The sequence below is a fragment of the uncultured Paenalcaligenes sp. genome, assembly GCF_947630565.1.
Taxonomy (GTDB): domain Bacteria; phylum Pseudomonadota; class Gammaproteobacteria; order Burkholderiales; family Burkholderiaceae_B; genus Paenalcaligenes; species Paenalcaligenes faecalis.
The window spans coordinates 1-19,266 of sequence record NZ_CANRIC010000014.1 but is presented as its reverse complement, the minus strand read 5'-3'; the positions used below and the strand labels follow the sequence as shown (position 1 = coordinate 19,266).

Genomic DNA, 19,266 nt, shown 5'->3' with positions numbered 1-19,266 from the left:
CATTATAGGCATTTAGTGATTTAGTTGCCTAGCCAAAGCTGAGGATTAACTGGCTGACCATTCTGTCTAATTTCAAAATAAACACCTGGTTCAATCTGTCCTCCGGTAGCACCGACTCGCGCTACTGCCTCTCCGGCCTGCACCACATCACCCACCTGTTTTAACATGCTTTGATTATGCCCATAAATACTCAAAAAGCCTGCGCCATGATCAATAATTAACAAATTACCAAAGCCTGACATCCAGTTTGAAAACACCACCCGTCCCGCCGAAATAGCCTTAACGGGCGTACCTGCTGCGGTGCGTAAAATGATGCCGCGCCACGGCCCACCCTCTGGGCGCTCTGTACCAAAGCGCCCTTGGATCTCACCACGCACGGGGGGCTGCAAGCCTCTTTTTAGCCCCTTAAAGCCACCTGCTGGCTCTACCGCAGCAACTGGCGCTGAGGTAGCGGCTGCAGGCGGCGCTGGAGTGGGTTCTGGGGCAGGTTCTGCAGGCTGTGCAGGGGTATGAGCTAATGCGTATAAACGGGCTTCCTCAGCCTTACGTTCATCGTCGGCTCTGGCTTGCTCTAATCGTTGTTGGGCAGCCTGTTGCTCTTGTTGTCTAGCTAAAGCCAACTGTCTGGCTTGCTCGGCTTTACGTTGTTGTTCCTCTGCAGCAAGACGGGCTTGCTCGGCACGACGACGAGCCTCCTCGGCTTTACGGCGCTCCTCGGCTTGACGGCGTAATTCAGCCTGACGGGCAATTTCTTGCTCAAGTCCTGTAATCAATTGACCTAAACGCACATCATTATTCGCAAGGTTTTTGGCTTGCTGTTGCTGCTCTTTTAATTGCGATTCCACCGTTAACAATACCGTTTCACGCTCTGATTGTTGTTTTTGCAGCTGTTGTTTTTGTGCTTCGGTGTCTTTGGCTAGTTTCTGTAATTCAGCCTGATTTGCTTTCTCAGCAGCATGTAATTGTTCTAGGCGCAATACACCTTGTTGCAAAGCACGTACCTGATCGGCCTGTGCTTGGGCTATATAGGCCAAATAGCCTAAATCCCGTTGTATTTCTTGGGGATCATTGCCTGACAACAATGCCGTCCACGGTGATAAGCCACTGGCATACTGAGCCCGCAGTTGCTCCGCTAACTGTTGCTGACCTTGCTCTTGTTTTTTTTGCTGCTCGGCAATTTGCTTTTGTAATTCACCGACCTGAGCCTGCACCCGTTGCTGACGCTGCTGTAAGGCGTTTAGTTCGCGGTCTGTTTCTGAAATACGTGACTCCACATCACGCAATGCACTGGCGGCATCTTTTTTATCTGACTGGGTGGACTCAATCGTTTTTTGTAGCTGGCTGATGCGCTGTTGCAGCTCTGCTCGCTGTTTACGCGCATCGGCCTGCTGCGCACTCAGGTTTTGATTTGCCCAAACCGAGCCTTGACCCAAAGCCAACCCTACAACCAAAACCCAAGTACGTATTTTCATAATGCCTCTTAATCTAAATACGTTCTATTTAGACTTAGCTTGATTAGCCACTTCGGCCATTTGCGCTTTAATGGCGTCCTCATCACCTAAAAAGTAGTGACGAATCGGCTTTAGATTCTCGTCTAGCTCGTACACCAACGGTTGCCCTGTTGGTAAATTCAAATGGACAATATCCTCTTCGGAAATATTATCCAAATGTTTAATCAAAGCACGCAAGCTATTGCCATGCGCGGTGACTAACACATTACGACCAGAGCGAATTGCCGGTGCAATAGAATCATTCCAGAAAGGCACTACACGCGCTACGGTTTGTTCCAAACACTCTGTGGCGGGCAGTTGATCTGCCGTTAGGTTGGCATAACGCGGGTCATTTTTAGGGTGACGTGGATCGTCTTCGGCCACTGGGTCTGGCCCAATCGCATAGGCGCGACGCCATACCAAAACCTGCTCATCACCGTATTTTTCAGCGGTTTCTGCCTTGTTGAGGCCCTGAAGTGCGCCATAATGACGCTCATTTAAGCGCCAAGTCTTGCCAACGGGGATATGCACGCTATCCATCGTATCCAAAACAATCCATAATGTACGGATTGCGCGTTTTAGTACAGAACTAAACGCAATATCAAACTTAAAACCGTTTTCTTTTAGCAGTTCACCTGCTTGTTTGGCTTGATCACGACCATCTTCGGTTAGGTCAACGTCAGTCCAGCCGGTAAAACGGTTTTCTAAGTTCCACTGGCTTTCGCCGTGGCGCATCAATACAAGTTTATACATGGTAAAAATAGCCTTTAGGTTGCAAAATTTTTGTCCATTATAATTAGTCGAATTTGCCCATTTAACACTTTTATTTAAACTAAGTTTTACACAGGACTCATCGTGGACTTTTTAACCGATACAAATAATCTACTGGTTCTAGTCGTGGCTGTTATCTCTGGCATGATGTTAATGTTTCCAGGCCTATCAAAACGGGGCGCTAACACCATCAATGCCAACACAGCAGTACAACAAATTAACCAGCGTCAGGCGATTTTAATCGATATACGCAAGGCCGAGAGCTATAAAGCGAGCCATATTCCACAAGCGCGTAATATCCCCGCTGAAGAACTCACAGCAAAAACAGAAAAAATCGCCAAAGACAAACCTATTATCGTGGTCTGCGACACCGGACGCAATGCACAACGCAGCGTTGCCGAGTTACGTAAACAAGGTTTTACCGATGTTGCTGTCCTTGAGGGTGGTATTACAGCATGGGCCCAAGCCGGCCTACCAACTAAAAAATCTTAATCCATTTATAGAAGGTATTGTTTATGGCCAAAGTAACAATGTATAGCACAACCGTGTGCCCTTTTTGTACACGCGCTGAAATGCTACTTAAACAACGCGGCGTCACAGAAATTGAAAAAATTTTTATTGATCGAGATCCTGCCCAGCGTGACATCATGATGGAGCGTACACAACGTCGTACCGTTCCTCAGATTTACATTGATGACAAGCATATTGGTGGTTATGACGATTTAGCTGCCTTAGATCAAGCGGGTGGTCTAGTACCACTACTTTCTGCCTAATTTGGCTTTTATCCCTTTTACTTTCCTAAACTCAGGAGGCCATCATGGCTGAAAATCAAGAAAACCAACCCGTCGGTACTGAAGAACAGGCCGCACCCGTCTTTAACTTGCAACGCAGCTACGTCAAAGACCTATCCCTAGAAATGCCGAATGCTCCACAGATTTTCCTAGAGCAAGAAGGCCCAACCGTTGCCGTTGATATTAATGTTGGCGCACAACGTCTAGCTGAAACGGTCTTTGAATCCACCGTAACCGCCACCGTTACCACCCGTATCGAAGACAAAGTGCTGTACTTGGTTGAAGCCACCCAAGCCGGTATTTTTGAAATTGCTAACGTACCGAACGAGCAACTAGATGCCCTAATTGGTATTGTATGTCCTACCATGCTGTACCCGTACCTACGCGCCGTAATTGCTGATGCCATCAACCGCACCACATTACCTGCACTACACCTAAGCGAAGTGAACTTCCAAGCCATGTACGAGCAACGCGTTGCCGAACAAATGGCAGGTGCCAACGGCGAGCAACAGGTTCAATAATGCCCCAAGCCCTATCTACTGTCCCCGTTTTAGTACTCGGCGCAGGCAGCTGGGGCACCGCATTAGCGGCGCTGGCCTGCCAACGTGCTTCTACCCTCGTTTGGGCCAGAAATGCAGACAGCGCCGCAGAAATCAATACCGCACATCAACTGCAACACTATTTGCCTCAGGTTGATCTCCCTAATGCATTAACCGCAACACACGATTTTGCTGCTGCTATGCAGCACGTATTAGGTGATGATTCCGGCCCAGGATTGATTATCCTTGGCGTACCGCTTGCGGGGCTCACTGACATGTGCGCACAAATCACCGCACATTTACCAAAAAATCGAAAGCATCCACTGCATATTTTGCGGACGTGTAAAGGCTTTGAGCCAACCACCACACAATTACCGCATCAATTAACCGATCAACACTTACCCCGTTACGACTGGCTGCACACCGGCACATTGTCTGGGCCTTCTTTTGCCCTAGAGGTCGCCCAAGGTCTGCCCGTCGCACTAACCGTAGCCAGTCACAGCAAAGCGCTGGCTCAATGTACCGTTGATGTGCTGCATGGTCAAAGCGCTCGCATTTATAGCAGCACCGATATTATGGGTGTTGAGATTGGTGGCGCATTAAAAAACATCATTGCCATCGCCTGTGGCGCATCGGACGGCTTGCATTTAGGGACGAACGCCCGAGCCGCACTAATCACCAGAGGCTTAGCCGAAATCCAACGTATTGGCATGGCGCTAGGTGGTGATGCCGCAACCTTTTCAGGGCTGACCGGCTTAGGTGACTTAGTCCTAACAACTACCGGCGATTTATCCCGCAATCGACAAGTTGGTCTGGCTATAGCCAAAGGCATCCCCTTGGATCAAATTTTAGCCTCAGGTCTCACTGCCGAAGGAGTACGCTGTGCTCAGGCAGCCCTAACCCTTGCCGAACATCATCAGATTGACGCGCCCATTACCCAAGCCGTCTGTGATGTCTTATTTCATGACTTACCCCCTCTAGAGGCCGTGCAACAACTATTACGTCGTGTTGCACGCTTAGAAAACTCAACGTATTAAGAGAGAACAATGCGTATTACTTCTTTTCCAAAACGTCTAGCCGTCGCCTTAGGCGGTACATTGGCTGCCGTCGCCCTCAGCACTTCAGCTCTTGCGGCTGACTGGCCCACTAAAACCATTCAAATGGTGGTTCCTTTTCCTGCGGGCTCATCGCCAGACATTTTGGCTCGCACTCTGGCAGAGCCGATGTCAAAAGAATTAGGTCAAACCATCATTGTCGAAAACAAACCGGGTGCAGGCGGCAACATTGGAACACGCTATGTCTCAAAGGCTAAACCCGATGGCTACACCATGTTATTGACCATCAATGGCCCCATGGTGACTGCCCCCACCCTGTATAAATCGTTAGGTTATGACCCGTTAGTGGACTTACAACCCATTTCCTTGGTGGGTACAAGCCCCAACGTCTTGATTGTGCCAGCTAATTCTCCTGCTACGACCTTACAAGAATTCATCGAATTAGCAAAAAAAGAAAAAGGGGGACTTAACTACGGTTCTGTTGGCCCAGGTAGTGCGTCTCATTTAAGTATGGCAATGCTAGAAAACCAAGCCGGTATAGAGCTTGCCCATATCCCTTATAGTGGTTTTCCACAAATTATTTCAGCCGTAATTGCTGGTGATATTCAAGGGGCTTTTATGGTACCAGGCATTGCCATGCCACAGGTTAGCTCAGGTAAAGTACGTGCTTTAGCAGTGACTAGCCTCGAAGAAAGCGAATTAGTCCCTGGCATGCCTGCCGTAGCAAGTAACGCTGGCTTTGAAGACTTTGAGGCCATTTCTTGGGATGCCCTGTTCGTACCCGCAGGCACACCGGCTGAAATCGTCGCTAAATTAAATGACCTCACTAAAGAGGTCTTAGCCCGCCCAGAAATCCAAGAGCGAATCCGCGCCCTTTACTTCACCCCTGAGTTCTCTACCCCTGAAGGCATGACAGAACGCATCAAGGATGAAAAAGTTCAGTGGGATAAAGTCATCGAACGATTACAATTATCGCTAGACTAAACCCCACCCACGTAATCGCACTGACGCCATGCCTCAAAGACGGTGATGGCGACGGCGTTGGATAGATTTAGGCTGCGCTGCTCTGGGAGCATGGGCAGACGCAGCCGTTGTTTAGGCTCGAATAAGGCCACCTGATCGACGGTTAAACCGGCGGTTTCGCAGCCGAACACAAACACATCCCCGTCCTGAAATACATGACCACCTATAAGCGTAGAGCTTTTAGTGGTCATCGCAAAACAACGATCAGCGGCAGCGCCTATCTGTGCTAACGCGGTTGGTAAATCAGGGTGAATCTGGACACGAGCCCACTCGTGATAATCCAAACCCGCGCGCTTTAATTTGCTGTCCTCTAGTTTAAAACCCAGCGGTTCGACCAAATGCAAATGCGCCCCCGTATTCGCCGCTAAGCGAATCACATTACCGGTATTGGGGGGGATTTCAGGGGAAACTAAAACAATATGAAACATAAAAAGAACTACATTATCCACGGCACTCGTGCCAAAGCTACGCCATATACCTGCTGTACGCCCTGCTGCAAAGCGCACTGAGCCGCGCCATGCAGCGTGCTGCCTGTGGTGAATACATCATCAACGAGCAAAAGCGTTGAGGGAATATCCGCAGACTGCCATACAAAAGCGTGCTGGGCATAGTGCCTACGTTGTTGTTGGGTGCGGTGTTTTTGAGCGTTACTCTCTTTGTGATCCTGAAAACCAAAGACGCCATACGCCAAGGTCAACCCCAAAGGCCGAGCTACATACCGAGCTAACTCGGCAGCCGGATTAAAGCCCCTTTTATTTAACGCATGTTGACGTGAAGGAATATATGCCACTACGGTGTCTGGGGGCAATGCCCAACCATCACGTAAAATCGACAACAACATCATACGAGCCAATACCGGAGCCAGTCGTAATTGATGGCGCTCTTTAAAGCGCCAGATCAAACTATCCAAAGGCATCATATAGTCAAAGGCTACTGCCAACTGCTGTAAGGCAAAGGGGGCATCTAGACACGACTGGCACTCAGAGACTTCGCGCGCCACACCACCTAATTGCGCTACTTTACACCTTTGGCAACGCCAACGCACCTGTTTATAACGATAATGCCAATCATCAGTACAGCCCACGCACAACCCGCCACCCTGAGTGCGCCCATTACACAATACACAGGCCGTGGGTATCTGAGTACGTAGTGCATCTAACCAAAGTAACGGATGCCAGCGTTCGCTTGAGAATAGGAAATCAGCCATAATATGCCTTTAGGTATTTGCTTGTTAACCAAAGGTGGACCTCTACATGCCGCAATCGCGCCCCATCAACCCCGATCACGTTCGTCTGCAATTTAACCGTCGCGCTCCGTTGGATGCGGCACAATTTTTATACGGTGAAATTGCTCAGCGCATGCTGTCCAGACTGTCCTATATGACCCTACAGCCCGCCCAAATACTGGATGCTGGCTGCGGTGCAGGTCACGCCATCGACCCATTACGGGCCAGATATGTGGATATGGATTATGTGGGTGTAGATCACAGTCCCGCCTTACTTGCTGTGGCAGAGCAGCGCCACTCGCATCAGCCTAGTCTATGGCAAAGATTGCGAAAAACCACGCAAAAAACCCCGATATTCGTAGAAGCCGACATGGCTAAAACGAGCCTAGCTGCCCAATCCTTTGATTTAATTTGGTCGAATTTAGCCCTGCATTGGCACCCTGAGCCACATGCGGTCATCGAAGAATGGCGCCGCCTTTTACGCCCCGATAAATTATTATTATTTTCGACATTTGGGCCTGCGACCTTAATTGAATTACGCAACGCCCTACACGCCGCAGGTATCCGTACCGCGACGATGGAGTTTGTCGATATGCATGATTATGGGGATTTATTATTGCAGCATGGCTTCAGTGACCCCGTCATGGATCAGGAAATCATTACCCTGACCTATAAATCGGCTGAAAGTCTATTAGCTGATGTACGAGCTTTAGGCGGCAACCCGCACCCCGCCCGACGGGTCATTGGACGCGCTGACTATTTAAAACTAATCCAAGCACTGGAGAGTCAACGACACATGGACGGCACGATTCATTTAAGCATAGAGGTGGCCTACGGCCATGCTTGGCGTACCGCCATACAAAAACAGGGTAATGAAATCCATATCCCTATTTCGAGTATCAAACGCAAAAACTAAGACTGCTGACGGCGACGCGCAGACGCATCAATACCCAGTTGTTTTAGCTTGCGATACAAGTGCGTGCGCTCTAGACCGGTGCGTTCAGATACCCGTGTCATGCTGTAGTTTTCGCGGGCTAGATGGTATTCAAAGTAAATACGTTCAAATTCATCACGCGCCTCGCGCAGCGGTAGCTCTAGGGATATAGAGCCTAAATAGGACTCATCCTGAGGCTGCGTTGGCACCACCGGCGCAGCCATTGCGGGCGTAGCTGGATTTGTGCGTGCCGCATTTTGCACCACGTTTTTTGGAACTGCCACGGTACGCTCAAGACCGGTTGCAACGGCCTCAAGTAATTTTTGCATGGCAATCGGTTTTTCGAGAAAGTCCACCGCCCCAATGCGTGTGGCTTCCATGGCGGTATCTACCGTAGCGTGCCCGCTCATCATAATTACAGGCATGTCTAACAGACCTTGGGCAGCCCACTCTTTGAGTAGGCTTACACCATCGGTGTCAGGCATCCAGATGTCAAGCAGGACTAATTCAGGACGCCCGCGTAAACGCGCCTCGCGTGCCTGAGCAGCATTTTCTGCCACCTCTACGGAGTGACCCTCGTCGTATAGAATTTCCGACAAGAGTTCACGGATACCGATTTCGTCATCAACTACCAGAATTCTGGCCATAACCCGTCCCTACGTTCTTTTTAGGCATTATCACTGCCCTCGGATTTATTATGCAGTGTTTGCGTCGTATTGGCTAGGCGCGTAAACAAAATTGATATACGCGCGCCCCCTTCTTGGCGGTTTGCTATATCAATTTTACCGCCATGCTCTTCGATTATTTTCTTAACTATAGCAAGACCTAAACCGGTCCCTGTTGATTTGGTTGTGATGTATGGCTCAAACACCCGAGCCAAAATCGCCTCATCAAAGCCAGCCCCGTTATCGGATACGACTAATCGTACCGCAGACTGAGCATTTTTGTTATCTGCCTGAGTTAAGCTGGTGCGTACTACTATACAGGGATTCTGCTGCGTCTCGTTCTGTTCTAAGGCATCCGTCGCGTTACTAAGCAAATTATGGATAATCTGACGTAACTGCGTAGGATCACCCTCAACCATAGGTAGACCATCATACAGGCTGATTTGTAACTGCACACGCTGATTTTCAGCAGATGTTTGGGTTATCGGGTCCCACCCATATAAACTGAGTACCTCTGTGATTAGCGCATTCACATCCACGGCTTGCATCTGGGCAGGTGGGGTACGGGCATATTCACGGAAATCCTCGACCATTTGTTTTAATGAGGCGACCTGATTCACAATTGTATTCGTCGCACGGGTCAGCATACCCGCGTCTCGCTCGTCTAGTTTATCAACTAATTTTAACGCAAGACGCTCTGCTGACAACTGGATAGGCGTTAAGGGGTTTTTAATCTCGTGCGCCAAACGACGCGCGACCTCGCCCCAAGCGACTAATCGGTTCGCTGAAATCACATCACTAATGTCATCAAAGACGACCAAATAGCCATTGCGCTGACCATCAACAAACAAAGACGTACCCCGCGCTAATAACGTAATCGTCGTTGGTTCTACATCGTGTGAAGTAGAAATTTGTGTCTCAAACTGCTGTTGCCAATGCTCGCGTTCGGACTCGACCGCCACATGAGAAGCAAATGCATCACGTATATGATGGTCAAAATCCATGACGGCATCATTAAGGTTTAATCGCTGACCTAATAGTTCGGCTAAATTTACCTGCAAGATACGCTGCGCACCCTCGTTAAAACGTGTCAGTCTAAAGCCCTCGTCAAACACCAGCACACCGGACGAAAGATGGCTTAGAACGGACTCTAAATACACATTCGAGCGCTCAAGCTGGCGACGGTTGTTTTCTACCATACGACGCGCCTCTGCCAGCTGTCTAGTCATCGCATTAAAAGAACGGGTTAGCTGGCCTACCTCGTCATTGGCGGGAGGCTCAGGCAACGCCCGGTAATCACCCACCCCTACAGCCTGCGTCCCACCAGCTAGCGTTAACAACGGACGCACTAAACGCCGCGACAAAGCAATCGCTGCTGCGACAGCAGCAAACACAGCCAGCACTAAGGCTAAGGTCAAGGTCAGGCTGTAGAGCTTGCGTAGGCCGACTCGGGATAAGGCCAGCTCTTGGTAGTCACTGTACCCTTGTTGGACTTGACTGGCATGGCGCGCTAGTTTTTCGGGAACAGGTTGAATCACCTGCACCCACCGTTTATCTGGGTTAATCCCATACTGTGCTAATGAGTTTTCATTGCCTTTTAGCGGCAACACCACCCGTAACCGTAACCCCATTTCATTGGCGCTGAATTCGTCTACCTCTGCGGCGGCGTACTCATTGCCCACGCGCAGTTGATTGATGACCTGCTGCGGCGGCATATCGGGCATCAACACCGCATAATTTGACGAAGAAAAAGCCAGCAAACGCCCTGATGCCGTAAAGACCATGGCATCACTGACCCCCGAGCCTTCGCGTAATGTACTGAGGATTAAGGCCACATCGCCCTGACTGTCTTCGATATTAGTGGCTAGCTCTTTGGTACGTTTTTTTAAATCATCGAGCTGTTGATCTAAGGCGGCACGGCCTAAATTTAGACCGGACTCTAGGGCCGTATCCACACGCACATTAAACCAAGACTCGATGGACTTAGACAAAAACTGCACCGATAACAGATAAATCAATGCACCGGGAATAATGCCGATCAGCGTAAAAGACCACGCAAAACGCGCCGTCATTCTGGCACCAAACTGGCGACGGCGTATTTGTCGCCACAGACGCAGCATTAAGATCAGCACCCATGAAATTAACGCCAACGCCAACACCATGTTTAACACCAGCAGCAAGTCATAGTGCTGTGCAAAACGAGACGCATTCGCGGTTGACCAAACCAATAGGGCTAATAGCGCAACCGCACTGATGGCGGCTACGAATAAGGCCAGACGTAGCGCCCAGCGCACTAAGGTTGGAGCTCGTCGGCGTAAAAGGTGAAGTTTTTCCATGGAGTAGCCAAAGACCAAGAGCGCCCATTTAGCGCATCGACCTGTAGAGGACGAGTTAAGAGTGAGGTATCTAAACGCAGCCGGATACGCCCTTGATAGTGTTGAGACGGATCTAAATCAATGGCATAGGCCACGGCCCAATTACGGATATGACGCATGGGGTATAACGCATCTGATAAGGAGGATTCAGGCCATAATAAATCACCCGCCCCGACTCGCCATTGGCGGGTCAAGGCGTTGTAAACCACTCGCCATGTCTGACTTTCTTTGACCTCTGTTTTATCAAACCACCACCAACGGCTGCGCCTGATTTCCACATCTGCTGTAAAATGAAGTGGTACGCCCTTTAGGGCTGCCTCTCGCATCTCGTCGGATAACTCAAACGAAATATCCGCATTGATATAGAGCTTTCCATCTGCAATGGTCGGCGTAACCGCCGTGACCTTTTCAGACAAGTCTGGCTCGGTGGCATCGGCCCAAATAAGACCGGACGCACTGCCATAAAAAAGCAGTGACAAACAAAACCATCTTAGTATGCGTAGCCAGCTCATGAGTTACCTACGTATCGTTAAGCGTTAACTGCGCTTTTGTAACAGCGCATAATAGAAACCATCCCCTCCGGCTTGATCGGGTGTGTCTAAGGCGGGTAAAACCTGACGCGGTGAACTAGGCAGTAAAACCGCATCGGTTTGACGAGCCATAAAGCGATCAATTTGGGCTTGGCCTTCGGCGGGGAAAATCGAACAGGTGACATACAATAAATGCCCACCCGGTTTAACCACCGACCACAGTTTTTGTAGAATTTCGGCTTGTAACGCCGCCGTCTTTAGCACATCGGTATCGCGGCGTAACCAGCGTATATCTGGGTGACGACGTACAATCCCCGATGCGGTACACGGCACGTCAGCCAATACCGCGTCAAAAAGCTCGCCATCCCACCAAGCATCCAGATTTTGGGCAAAAGCGGCTTTTACCTGTACCTGATCATTGTTTAAACCTAAACGTTCTAGGTTTTCGGTCACACGCTGCAAACGAAGCGCATCTGAATCCAACGCCACCAGCTGCACATCGGCACGCTCTAGTAAGTGGGCCGTTTTACCACCCGGTGCGGCACAAGCGTCTAAGACACGCATCCCATCGGTAACAGGCAAGAGGCGGCCTGCAATTTGTGCAGAGGCGTCTTGTACCGACCACCAACCTAAATCAAAGGCCGGTATCTGATGAACCGGCCTGGCTTGCGCCAATACCACCGTATCATGTCCGGGCGACCACGCCGTAATATCGGCCTGTTCCAACAAGGCTAACATACGCGGAACCGAGCAACGACGCTGATTAACACGTAGCGTCAACGGAGCCGGAATATTGGCAACCGTTAAGATATTTTCCCAATCATGGGGGTAGGATTTTTGTATGGCTTTAATCCACCACATCGGATGATTCCAACGGGCTGTTGGTTTTTGTAAAGCACGCTCAATGAGTTCAGCCCGTTCACGAATAAAACGACGTAATACGGCGTTTAATAACGGTTTAAACTGACGCATATCAGGCTGCGACTGAGCCGCCTCTACGGCCTGATCCACAATCGTATGTACCGAATACACAGGGGCGTCGGGCCGATCCGCGAATGCGTCTTTATCTGCCTGAAACTGCACCGCCACATCAACTAACAATAATGACTGCAACAGCAACGCATCAAATAGAGCATCTTTGGGCTGACGAGGTACGACTAAACGACGTAGCTCTTGGGCGAGCCCTAAATGACGCAAACTATAAAAGCTGTGGGCTTGGGCGGCGGCGCGCACCGCTGGTGGGGTATGAGCAAGGCATTCGGTTAGCGATGCCCCATTTAATACATCATGAATATGATGAGCCGAGGCAAGCAAAACCTGAGCTAAAGCGGGCTGGTTGGCGGTAGACATGAGAACAGATGAGAACGAAAAGAGAGCCAACTTGGCAAAAACTGCAACACTACTAACTTTAGCATTATTTAGCCTATTGGTACGACCTTATAGAACAGAGAAATGGGAAACCCAACATGATTAGCCGTCACCAAACCCCGTCTATTACGGCCCTGCAATGCTTTGAAGCGGCTGCCAGACACCTTAGCTTTACCCTAGCCGCCCAAGAACTACACCTGACCCAAAGTGCGGTCAGCAAGCAAATCGCCCAGCTAGAGGCCAGCCTGCATACACAGCTATTTAGCCGTATCCGTAAACGCTTAACCCTTAGCCCAGCCGGAGCGCGCTATTTAGTCCATACCCACCGTATCTTAGAATCCATTGAACAAGCCTCTTTGGAAATGCTCAGCCATGACATCGAAACAGAAACCTTAACCATTGCGGCACACCCGAGTTTTGGGGCGTATTGGCTAATCCCTTATCTAAGTGGATTTTATCAATCGCACCCGCACATAGAACTGCTATTTGTGGATTTATTACAACCGCAAGAACGTATCCATACCCAGTGTGATGTGGCCTTTTTATTTGGCCAAGGCAACTGGGAGGGCGTCAACGCCTTAAAGCTATTTGATGAGGGCATGATTGCCGTTTGTTTACCCGACCTACAGCCCGAATTACAGGCTACCTCTACCCCACACCCCAAAGCCACCACCTTAATCCAATGTGGCTCCAGACCCAGTGCGTGGCATCAATACTTTTTAGAACAGAACTTAGACCCCACGTACAGCTACCACGGCCCACGTTTTGCTACCTGGTCTGCCTGTATCCAAGCCGCATTAAGTGGTTATGGCGTGGCCTTAGTGCCGCATTTTTTAGCCGCCCCTGCGCTGGCTGAGGGCAAATTAGTTCGCCCTTGGGACTATGAGCTAGCCAGCCAAGGCTCTTATTACCTGACCTATGCCGAACACGAAGCCAATGAGCCTGCTCTGCGTCAGTTTATTCATTGGATCAAAGCGAACCCCTGTATCAAACCCGCAGATCATTCCATTTAGGAATGATCTTATCCATTTATTTCGTTTGCCAGAGAGGGGAAATTTTGGTGTGATCTTAGCCTGACGGCTTTGGTTGAAGCCGAATAAAAACACAGGAGACAGCATGACCATCAGCACGCAAATTAGCCCCGCATTATCAATCGTCCACCCGATCACCTTAGACCACGGTAAAAATGCCCGTGTCTGGGATACGGCTGGTCGAGAGTACATTGATTTTATTTGCGGCATCGGCGTGTTGAACGTGGGCCACTGTCACCCTCAGGTCGTGGAAGCCATCATTCAACAAGCCCAAAAGATGACGCATTACGCCTTTAATGCCGTACCGCATCAGCCCTACAGCCAGTTGATGGACGCCTTGGCGCAGTTTATCCCTACCCAAACACCCCTAATGGGTATGCTGACCAATAGCGGGGCTGAAGCCACCGAAAACGCCTTAAAAGTGGCACGTTTTAACACAAAGCGATCTGCCGTCATCGCCTTTGATGGTGCTTTCCACGGTCGCACACTGGCCGCACTAAATTTAAATGGTAAAGTCGCCCCCTATAAAACCGGTTTAGGGGCTTTACCCGGCCCCGTTTTTCATATCCCTTTTCCTAGCCCCGATAACGGCGTCAGCGCCCAAACAGCTATTGCCGCCTTACAGCGTTTAGGCCAAATCGAAATTGGCTTTGATGAGGTCGCCGCTATTATTGTGGAACCCGTACAGGGCGACGGCGGATTCCAAGCCCTAGACCCCACCTTTGCCACCTACCTACGCCAGTTTTGCGACCAGCATGGCATTGTGTTGATTCTGGATGAAATCCAATCCGGCTTTGGGCGCACAGGAAAACGCTTTGCGTTTGAGCATTTAGGCATTGAACCTGATATTCTATTATTAGGTAAAAGCATCGCCGGGGGGATGCCCTTGGGGGCCATGATGGCCAAAGCCCACCTCTTTGACAGCATGCCCAAAGGCAGCTTAGGTGGCACGTATTCAGGCAACCCCGTGGCGTGTGCTGCTGCCTTACAAATTATTGAGTTACTCAGCGACGACGCCCGCCTAAATCAATGGGCCACTGACTACGAAAGCACCGTGCTACGTCATTACCAGCAATGGAAAGACCAAGGCATCGCCATCGTCGGTAAATTAACCGGTATTGGCGCCATGCGCGGCATCGAACTCTGCCACCCCGATGGTCGCCCCGGCACTGCTGAACTCAGCCACATACTCAATCAAGCCCGTGAACAGGGTCTGCTATTAATGCCTAGCGGCGCTAACCGTCATATCATTCGTCTATTAGCCCCGCTTACCATCGAAGCAGACACTCTCAATCAAGGGTTAGATATATTGGGGGCCTGCTTAGCCCATTGCTAAGGACACCATGAAACACATTGCCTTACTACCCGTACCTGCTACGCCCGAAGCCCGTTCTTATGCTGATTTTTTAGTAGAACTAAAAAAACAAGGCTTCAAAGGTGAAATCGAGTCTGATTACGCAAAACGCGTTGTCTTTGCGACGGATAACTCTGTCTATCAACGCCTGCCACAAGCCTCGATTTTCCCTCGTCACACCGAAGACTTGATCTGTGTGGCACAACTGGCAGCGCAAGACCGTTACCGCAGCGTCATATTAAGTCCACGCGGGGGCGGTACAGGTACGAATGGGCAATCATTAACTGACGGCATCATCGTTGATCTATCACGACACATGAATCAAATTTTGCATATTGACGCGCGGGAACGCACCGCCATTGTGCAAACCGGTGTCGTCAAAGATCAATTAAATGCGGCCCTCAAACCCTATGGCTTGTTTTTTGCGCCGGAACTGTCTACCTCGAATCGCGCAACCCTTGGCGGCATGATTAACACCGACGCCAGCGGTCAAGGCAGCTGTACCTATGGCAAAACCCGAGACCATGTACTAGGACTAAAAACCGTGCTGTTAGGCGGTCAGGTCTTAGACACCTTTGCTATCCACACACACGAACTACCGACCTTTAAAGCAGATAAAGACGTCGGGCAAATCTATAGCCTGATTGATGAATTGGTCACTACCCATGCCCAAGCCATCAAAGACACCTTTCCACCACTAAACCGTTGTTTAACTGGTTATGACCTACCTCATATCAAGGAAAATGACGAATTCAACCTAAATAACGTGTTATGTGGTTCAGAGGGGTCTTTGGGATTCATCACCGAGGCAAAATTAAATCTGCTACCGATCCCCACTGAGCAAATTTTAGTCAATGTGCGCTATGCCGACTTTCAGGCGGCCTTACGTGACGCTAAAACACTCATGGAGCTTAAACCGCTATCCATCGAAACCGTGGACTCAACGGTATTGGAATTAGCACAACAGGATATTGTCTGGCTCAGCGTAGCCAGCTATTTTCCTGAAAATAAAGACAACACACCCACCCGTGGCATTAATTTAGTGGAATTCGCTGGCAATGACATTGCCGCACTACAACAACAAGTTGATGCCTTTATCCGTCACTTAGACACAGACCAAAGCGTAGTTCGTCTGGGCTATACCCAAGCCATAGGCGCTAAACAGGTCAATACCGTCTACGGCATGCGAAAACGTGCTGTTGGTTTACTGGGAAATGTCCAAGGCGAGGTGCGACCCCAACCCTTTGTCGAAGACACGGCTGTCCCCCCAGAAAATCTCGCCGACTTTATTGTCGAGTTTAGGGCGGTATTAGATGCCGCCAACCTACGCTACGGCATGTTTGGTCACGTTGACGCGGGCGTACTCCATGTGCGCCCCGCCTTAGACATGAAAGACCCCGACCAAGCCGCGCAAATCCGCCCCATCACCGACAAGGTGGTCGAGCTAGTCCATAAATACGGCGGCGTCCTGTGGGGCGAACACGGCAAAGGCTTACGTTCTGGCTATGCACCGAAATTTTTTGGTGAACTCTACCCCGTGTTGCAACAGATCAAAGCGCTGTTTGATCCGCATAACCAGTTGAATCCGGGCAAAATTGCCACCCCCTCTACCCAGCCCAATGCCGCCCTATTAGCGGTGGACGAGGTGGACTTCCGTGGTGATTTTGACCGCCAGATCCAACCGTCGAACTGGCAACAGTTTGACTCTGCCGTGTACTGCAATGGCAATGGGGCCTGCTATAACTACGACCTAGACGACGCCATGTGTCCATCGTGGAAAGCCACCCGCGACCGCATGCACTCGCCCAAAGGACGCGCTTCGGCAGTGCGCGAATGGTTACGCCTCCAAAATAACCAGGGCGTTGACCTAAGCCAATACCACGCCCCCACGGGTGTATTCAACCAAGCCAAACAACTGGCGCAGAAAATACGATTTAGCTGGAACTCGCCACGTCACAAAAAACAAGACTACTCACATCAGGTCTACGAGGCCTTGGACGGCTGTTTATCCTGCAAATCGTGTGTAGGGCAATGCCCGATTAAAGTCAACGTACCTGACTTTAAAGCCAAGTTTTTACACCTCTACCACAGCCGCTACCTGCGTCCGCTCAAAGACTATGCGGTGGCGTCCTTAGAATACGCCCTGCCCTATGCCGCCAAAGCCCCAGCCGTCTATAACGGCCTGATGCAACAAAACTGGCTACAAAAAGCGCTAACGAACACGATTGGCCTGAGCGATATTCCGTTACTGCACGACACCAAATGGGATCAGCTATTGAACCGATATGGGGCGCAGCTGGCGACCGTTAACGCCTTGTCCAGCCTAACTGCCGAGCAAAAGCAAAACAGTGTGGTACTGGTACAAGACGCCTTTACCCGCTATTTTGAAACCCCCGTCTGGGAGGATTTCTTAGCCCTCTTGCATCAACTGCAAGTCCGTATCTTTATTGCGCCTTTTATGCCCAATGGCAAGCCATTACAAGTCCACGGCTTTTTAAATGCCTTTAAAAAACAAGCCCAGCGCCATGCCAAACTGTTAACGAGCTTTAGCGCACAAGGCGTCAAACTGGTGGGCATTGATCCCGCCATGACCTTGGTGTATAGACAGGAATACAAACAGGCCCTAGAGCCTGAAATGACCGCACCCACCGTCGCATTACCCCAAGAATGGCTGCACGACTGGCTTAGCGCCCAAGGCATCACCCCACACGCAGACAGCAATGACCCCGCAAAAACCTATCACCTGCTTGGGCATTGCACAGAAAAAACCACCGCACCACAGGCGGCGGCTTTATGGCGTGATGTGTTTGCCCTATTTGGGTTAAATCTGGTGAATCTTGCCAGCGGCTGTTGTGGCATGGCGGGAACTTACGGTCACGAAAGCCAGCACCGCGACACCTCTGCCACCATTTACAGCCAATCATGGCAGCCCATCGTGGCGCGCCACGGCTCCAGTGAACGACTGCTGGCGACGGGATACTCGTGCCGCAGCCAAGTTGAACGCTTTAGCCAACAAAAAATTCAACACCCCTTACACATCCTAAAACAACACAGTAGTCTGTTACGACCCGAGGAGACTTTGTCATCATGAGCAACACCCCTTTTGTTAGCCCCAGCCAGATCCGCGCCCAGTTCTCTGCCGCCATGTCCGCCATGTATAAAAATGAAGTTCCTCTGTATGGTGAACTCATGGATTTAGTGTCTGATGTGAACCAGCACTGCTTAGACAATGACGCGGCGTTGCATCAACACCTTGCCAACACCCAAGAGCTAGCGCGCTTAGACGAAGAACGTCATGGGGCAATTCGGGTAGGCACAGCGAATGAACTACACACCATTCGCCGTCTATTTGCCGTGATGGGGATGTTTCCGGTGGGTTACTACGATTTAGCCCCTGCCGGTGTGCCGGTGCATTCCACCGCCTTTAGAGCCCTGCACGAAGACGAACTAAAACAAAGCCCATTCCGTGTCTTTACCTCGTTATTGCGCCTAGAGCTGATTGATAACGAAGCCCTACGTGACGAAGCCGCCGCGATTTTAGCGCGCCGCCGCATCTTTACCGATGGCGCCTTAGCCCTCATTGAAAAACACGAACAACAAGGTGGATTAGACGCCGCCGATGCAGAGCAATTTGTACAAGAAGCCCTAGAAACATTCCGCTGGCACACCGACGCCACCGTCACCAGCGCGCAATACGATGCCCTACATGACCAGCACCGCTTGATTGCTGACGTGGTGGCCTTTAAAGGCCCTCATATTAACCACCTGACCCCGCGCACCTTAGACATTGATGCCGTCCAAGCGCAAATGCCCGCGCGTGGCATCAGCCCCAAAGCCGTGATCGAAGGCCCTCCGACCCGTAAACACCCGATTTTGCTACGCCAAACAAGCTTTAAAGCCTTAAATGAATCTGTGCGCTTTACTGACCAAGACGGCGCAGACTTAGGCAGCCACACCGCCCGCTTTGGTGAAATTGAACAGCGCGGCGCAGCCCTTACGGCTAAAGGTCGTGACCTGTATGACCAGCTATTGGCAGCCACACGCGACGAGATGGGCGGCGCCCCCACCGAATCCAATGCACAGCGCTACTACCAGACCCTAGAAAAGCATTTCAG

The 19,266-nt window shown here is 50.4% G+C and carries 18 protein-coding genes; 10 read left to right on the top strand and 8 right to left on the bottom strand.

The window, feature by feature from the left end; translation table 11 throughout:
- Positions 1-20 precede the first annotated feature (20 nt).
- Together Q0Z62_RS04555 and gpmA are read right to left on the bottom strand one after the other, a co-directional pair.
- Positions 21-1,472: a peptidoglycan DD-metalloendopeptidase family protein gene (locus Q0Z62_RS04555; protein WP_298051378.1), complete on the bottom strand. Its 1,452-nt coding sequence runs from the start codon at positions 1,470-1,472 to the stop codon at positions 21-23.
- A gap of 24 nt (positions 1,473-1,496) precedes the next feature.
- Positions 1,497-2,243, bottom strand: a complete 747-nt coding sequence (gene gpmA, locus Q0Z62_RS04550) for a 2,3-diphosphoglycerate-dependent phosphoglycerate mutase (RefSeq protein ID WP_269901176.1) — start codon at positions 2,241-2,243, stop codon at positions 1,497-1,499.
- Positions 2,244-2,345: 102 nt separating this feature from the next.
- Here gpmA and Q0Z62_RS04545 point away from each other — a divergent pair, with 102 nt between their 5' ends.
- Genes Q0Z62_RS04545 through Q0Z62_RS04525 form a run of 5 tightly spaced genes read left to right on the top strand, consistent with a single transcriptional unit; the run spans position 2,346 to position 5,630 of the window.
- A complete protein-coding gene (locus Q0Z62_RS04545; RefSeq protein ID WP_298051375.1) occupies positions 2,346-2,753 on the top strand; it encodes a rhodanese-like domain-containing protein in 408 nt (135 codons plus the stop codon).
- 23 nt (positions 2,754-2,776) lie between these two features.
- Positions 2,777-3,034 (top strand): glutaredoxin 3, encoded by a 258-nt coding sequence (gene grxC, locus Q0Z62_RS04540; RefSeq protein ID WP_269901174.1) that lies wholly within the window; start codon positions 2,777-2,779, stop codon positions 3,032-3,034.
- Between the two features lie 41 nt (positions 3,035-3,075).
- On the top strand, positions 3,076-3,573 hold the full coding sequence (gene secB / locus Q0Z62_RS04535; RefSeq protein ID WP_298051440.1) for a protein-export chaperone SecB: 498 nt from the start codon (positions 3,076-3,078) through the stop codon (positions 3,571-3,573).
- Positions 3,573-4,628: an NAD(P)H-dependent glycerol-3-phosphate dehydrogenase gene (locus Q0Z62_RS04530; protein WP_298051371.1), complete on the top strand. Its 1,056-nt coding sequence runs from the start codon at positions 3,573-3,575 to the stop codon at positions 4,626-4,628. Before secB ends, Q0Z62_RS04530 begins: the two co-directional genes overlap by 1 nt.
- A 9-nt stretch (positions 4,629-4,637) precedes the next feature.
- Entirely contained in the window at positions 4,638-5,630 is a 993-nt protein-coding gene (locus tag Q0Z62_RS04525) for a tripartite tricarboxylate transporter substrate binding protein (protein ID WP_298051367.1), read from the top strand.
- Here the strand turns inward: Q0Z62_RS04525 and Q0Z62_RS04520 are convergent.
- Together Q0Z62_RS04520 and Q0Z62_RS04515 are read right to left on the bottom strand one after the other, a co-directional pair.
- Positions 5,627-6,097: a tRNA (cytidine(34)-2'-O)-methyltransferase gene (locus tag Q0Z62_RS04520; RefSeq protein ID WP_298051364.1), complete on the bottom strand. Its 471-nt coding sequence runs from the start codon at positions 6,095-6,097 to the stop codon at positions 5,627-5,629. The two genes, Q0Z62_RS04525 and Q0Z62_RS04520, sit on opposite strands and share 4 nt — an antisense overlap.
- An 8-nt stretch (positions 6,098-6,105) precedes the next feature.
- The gene (locus Q0Z62_RS04515) at positions 6,106-6,876 is read right to left on the bottom strand and encodes a ComF family protein (RefSeq protein ID WP_269901169.1); all 771 of its coding nucleotides are present in this window, start codon (positions 6,874-6,876) and stop codon (positions 6,106-6,108) included.
- A 46-nt stretch (positions 6,877-6,922) separates the two neighbouring features.
- On the opposite strand from Q0Z62_RS04515, the gene Q0Z62_RS04510 reads away from it, so the two are divergent.
- Positions 6,923-7,810 (top strand): methyltransferase domain-containing protein, encoded by an 888-nt coding sequence (locus Q0Z62_RS04510; protein ID WP_298051357.1) that lies wholly within the window; start codon positions 6,923-6,925, stop codon positions 7,808-7,810.
- Here the strand turns inward: Q0Z62_RS04510 and Q0Z62_RS04505 are convergent.
- The 4 genes from Q0Z62_RS04505 to rsmB are packed head-to-tail and all read right to left on the bottom strand — an operon-like array spanning position 7,807 to position 12,748.
- A complete protein-coding gene (locus Q0Z62_RS04505) occupies positions 7,807-8,475 on the bottom strand; it encodes a response regulator (protein ID WP_269901167.1) in 669 nt (222 codons plus the stop codon). The two genes, Q0Z62_RS04510 and Q0Z62_RS04505, sit on opposite strands and share 4 nt — an antisense overlap.
- A gap of 20 nt (positions 8,476-8,495) precedes the next feature.
- Entirely contained in the window at positions 8,496-10,787 is a 2,292-nt protein-coding gene (locus Q0Z62_RS04500) for an ATP-binding protein (protein WP_298051437.1), read from the bottom strand.
- Positions 10,787-11,380, bottom strand: coding sequence for a DUF4390 domain-containing protein (locus tag Q0Z62_RS04495; protein ID WP_298051349.1), 594 nt, complete (start codon positions 11,378-11,380; stop codon positions 10,787-10,789). Before Q0Z62_RS04495 ends, Q0Z62_RS04500 begins: the two co-directional genes overlap by 1 nt.
- 24 nt (positions 11,381-11,404) lie before the next feature.
- Positions 11,405-12,748 (bottom strand): 16S rRNA (cytosine(967)-C(5))-methyltransferase RsmB, encoded by a 1,344-nt coding sequence (gene rsmB, locus Q0Z62_RS04490; protein ID WP_298051346.1) that lies wholly within the window; start codon positions 12,746-12,748, stop codon positions 11,405-11,407.
- Between the two features lie 116 nt (positions 12,749-12,864).
- Here rsmB and Q0Z62_RS04485 point away from each other — a divergent pair, with 116 nt between their 5' ends.
- The 4 genes from Q0Z62_RS04485 to Q0Z62_RS04470 all read left to right on the top strand — a co-directional run.
- Positions 12,865-13,779, top strand: coding sequence for a LysR substrate-binding domain-containing protein (locus tag Q0Z62_RS04485; RefSeq protein WP_298051342.1), 915 nt, complete (start codon positions 12,865-12,867; stop codon positions 13,777-13,779).
- 103 nt (positions 13,780-13,882) lie between these two features.
- The gene (locus Q0Z62_RS04480; protein ID WP_298051337.1) at positions 13,883-15,133 is read left to right on the top strand and encodes an aspartate aminotransferase family protein; all 1,251 of its coding nucleotides are present in this window, start codon (positions 13,883-13,885) and stop codon (positions 15,131-15,133) included.
- A 7-nt stretch (positions 15,134-15,140) separates the two neighbouring features.
- A complete protein-coding gene (locus Q0Z62_RS04475; RefSeq protein ID WP_298051332.1) occupies positions 15,141-18,242 on the top strand; it encodes an FAD-binding and (Fe-S)-binding domain-containing protein in 3,102 nt (1,033 codons plus the stop codon).
- Positions 18,239-19,266: VOC family protein (locus Q0Z62_RS04470; protein WP_298051328.1), on the top strand; the 1,028-nt coding region annotated here is incomplete at its 3' end. The genes Q0Z62_RS04475 and Q0Z62_RS04470, both read left to right, overlap by 4 nt.

Coding starts and splice junctions, on each gene's coding strand:
- Q0Z62_RS04530 (WP_298051371.1), top strand. CDS start 3,573: ATGCCCCAAGCCCTATCTACTGTCCCCGTTTTAGTACTCGGCGCAGGC.
- Q0Z62_RS04475 (WP_298051332.1), top strand. CDS start 15,141: ATGAAACACATTGCCTTACTACCCGTACCTGCTACGCCCGAAGCCCGT.
- Q0Z62_RS04555 (WP_298051378.1), bottom strand. CDS start 1,472: ATGAAAATACGTACTTGGGTTTTGGTTGTAGGGTTGGCTTTGGGTCAA.
- Q0Z62_RS04525 (WP_298051367.1), top strand. CDS start 4,638: ATGCGTATTACTTCTTTTCCAAAACGTCTAGCCGTCGCCTTAGGCGGT.
- rsmB (WP_298051346.1), bottom strand. CDS start 12,748: ATGTCTACCGCCAACCAGCCCGCTTTAGCTCAGGTTTTGCTTGCCTCG.
- Q0Z62_RS04495 (WP_298051349.1), bottom strand. CDS start 11,380: ATGAGCTGGCTACGCATACTAAGATGGTTTTGTTTGTCACTGCTTTTT.
- Q0Z62_RS04515 (WP_269901169.1), bottom strand. CDS start 6,876: ATGGCTGATTTCCTATTCTCAAGCGAACGCTGGCATCCGTTACTTTGG.
- gpmA (WP_269901176.1), bottom strand. CDS start 2,243: ATGTATAAACTTGTATTGATGCGCCACGGCGAAAGCCAGTGGAACTTA.
- Q0Z62_RS04485 (WP_298051342.1), top strand. CDS start 12,865: ATGATTAGCCGTCACCAAACCCCGTCTATTACGGCCCTGCAATGCTTT.
- Q0Z62_RS04520 (WP_298051364.1), bottom strand. CDS start 6,097: ATGTTTCATATTGTTTTAGTTTCCCCTGAAATCCCCCCCAATACCGGT.
- Q0Z62_RS04505 (WP_269901167.1), bottom strand. CDS start 8,475: ATGGCCAGAATTCTGGTAGTTGATGACGAAATCGGTATCCGTGAACTC.
- Q0Z62_RS04480 (WP_298051337.1), top strand. CDS start 13,883: ATGACCATCAGCACGCAAATTAGCCCCGCATTATCAATCGTCCACCCG.
- grxC (WP_269901174.1), top strand. CDS start 2,777: ATGGCCAAAGTAACAATGTATAGCACAACCGTGTGCCCTTTTTGTACA.
- Q0Z62_RS04510 (WP_298051357.1), top strand. CDS start 6,923: ATGCCGCAATCGCGCCCCATCAACCCCGATCACGTTCGTCTGCAATTT.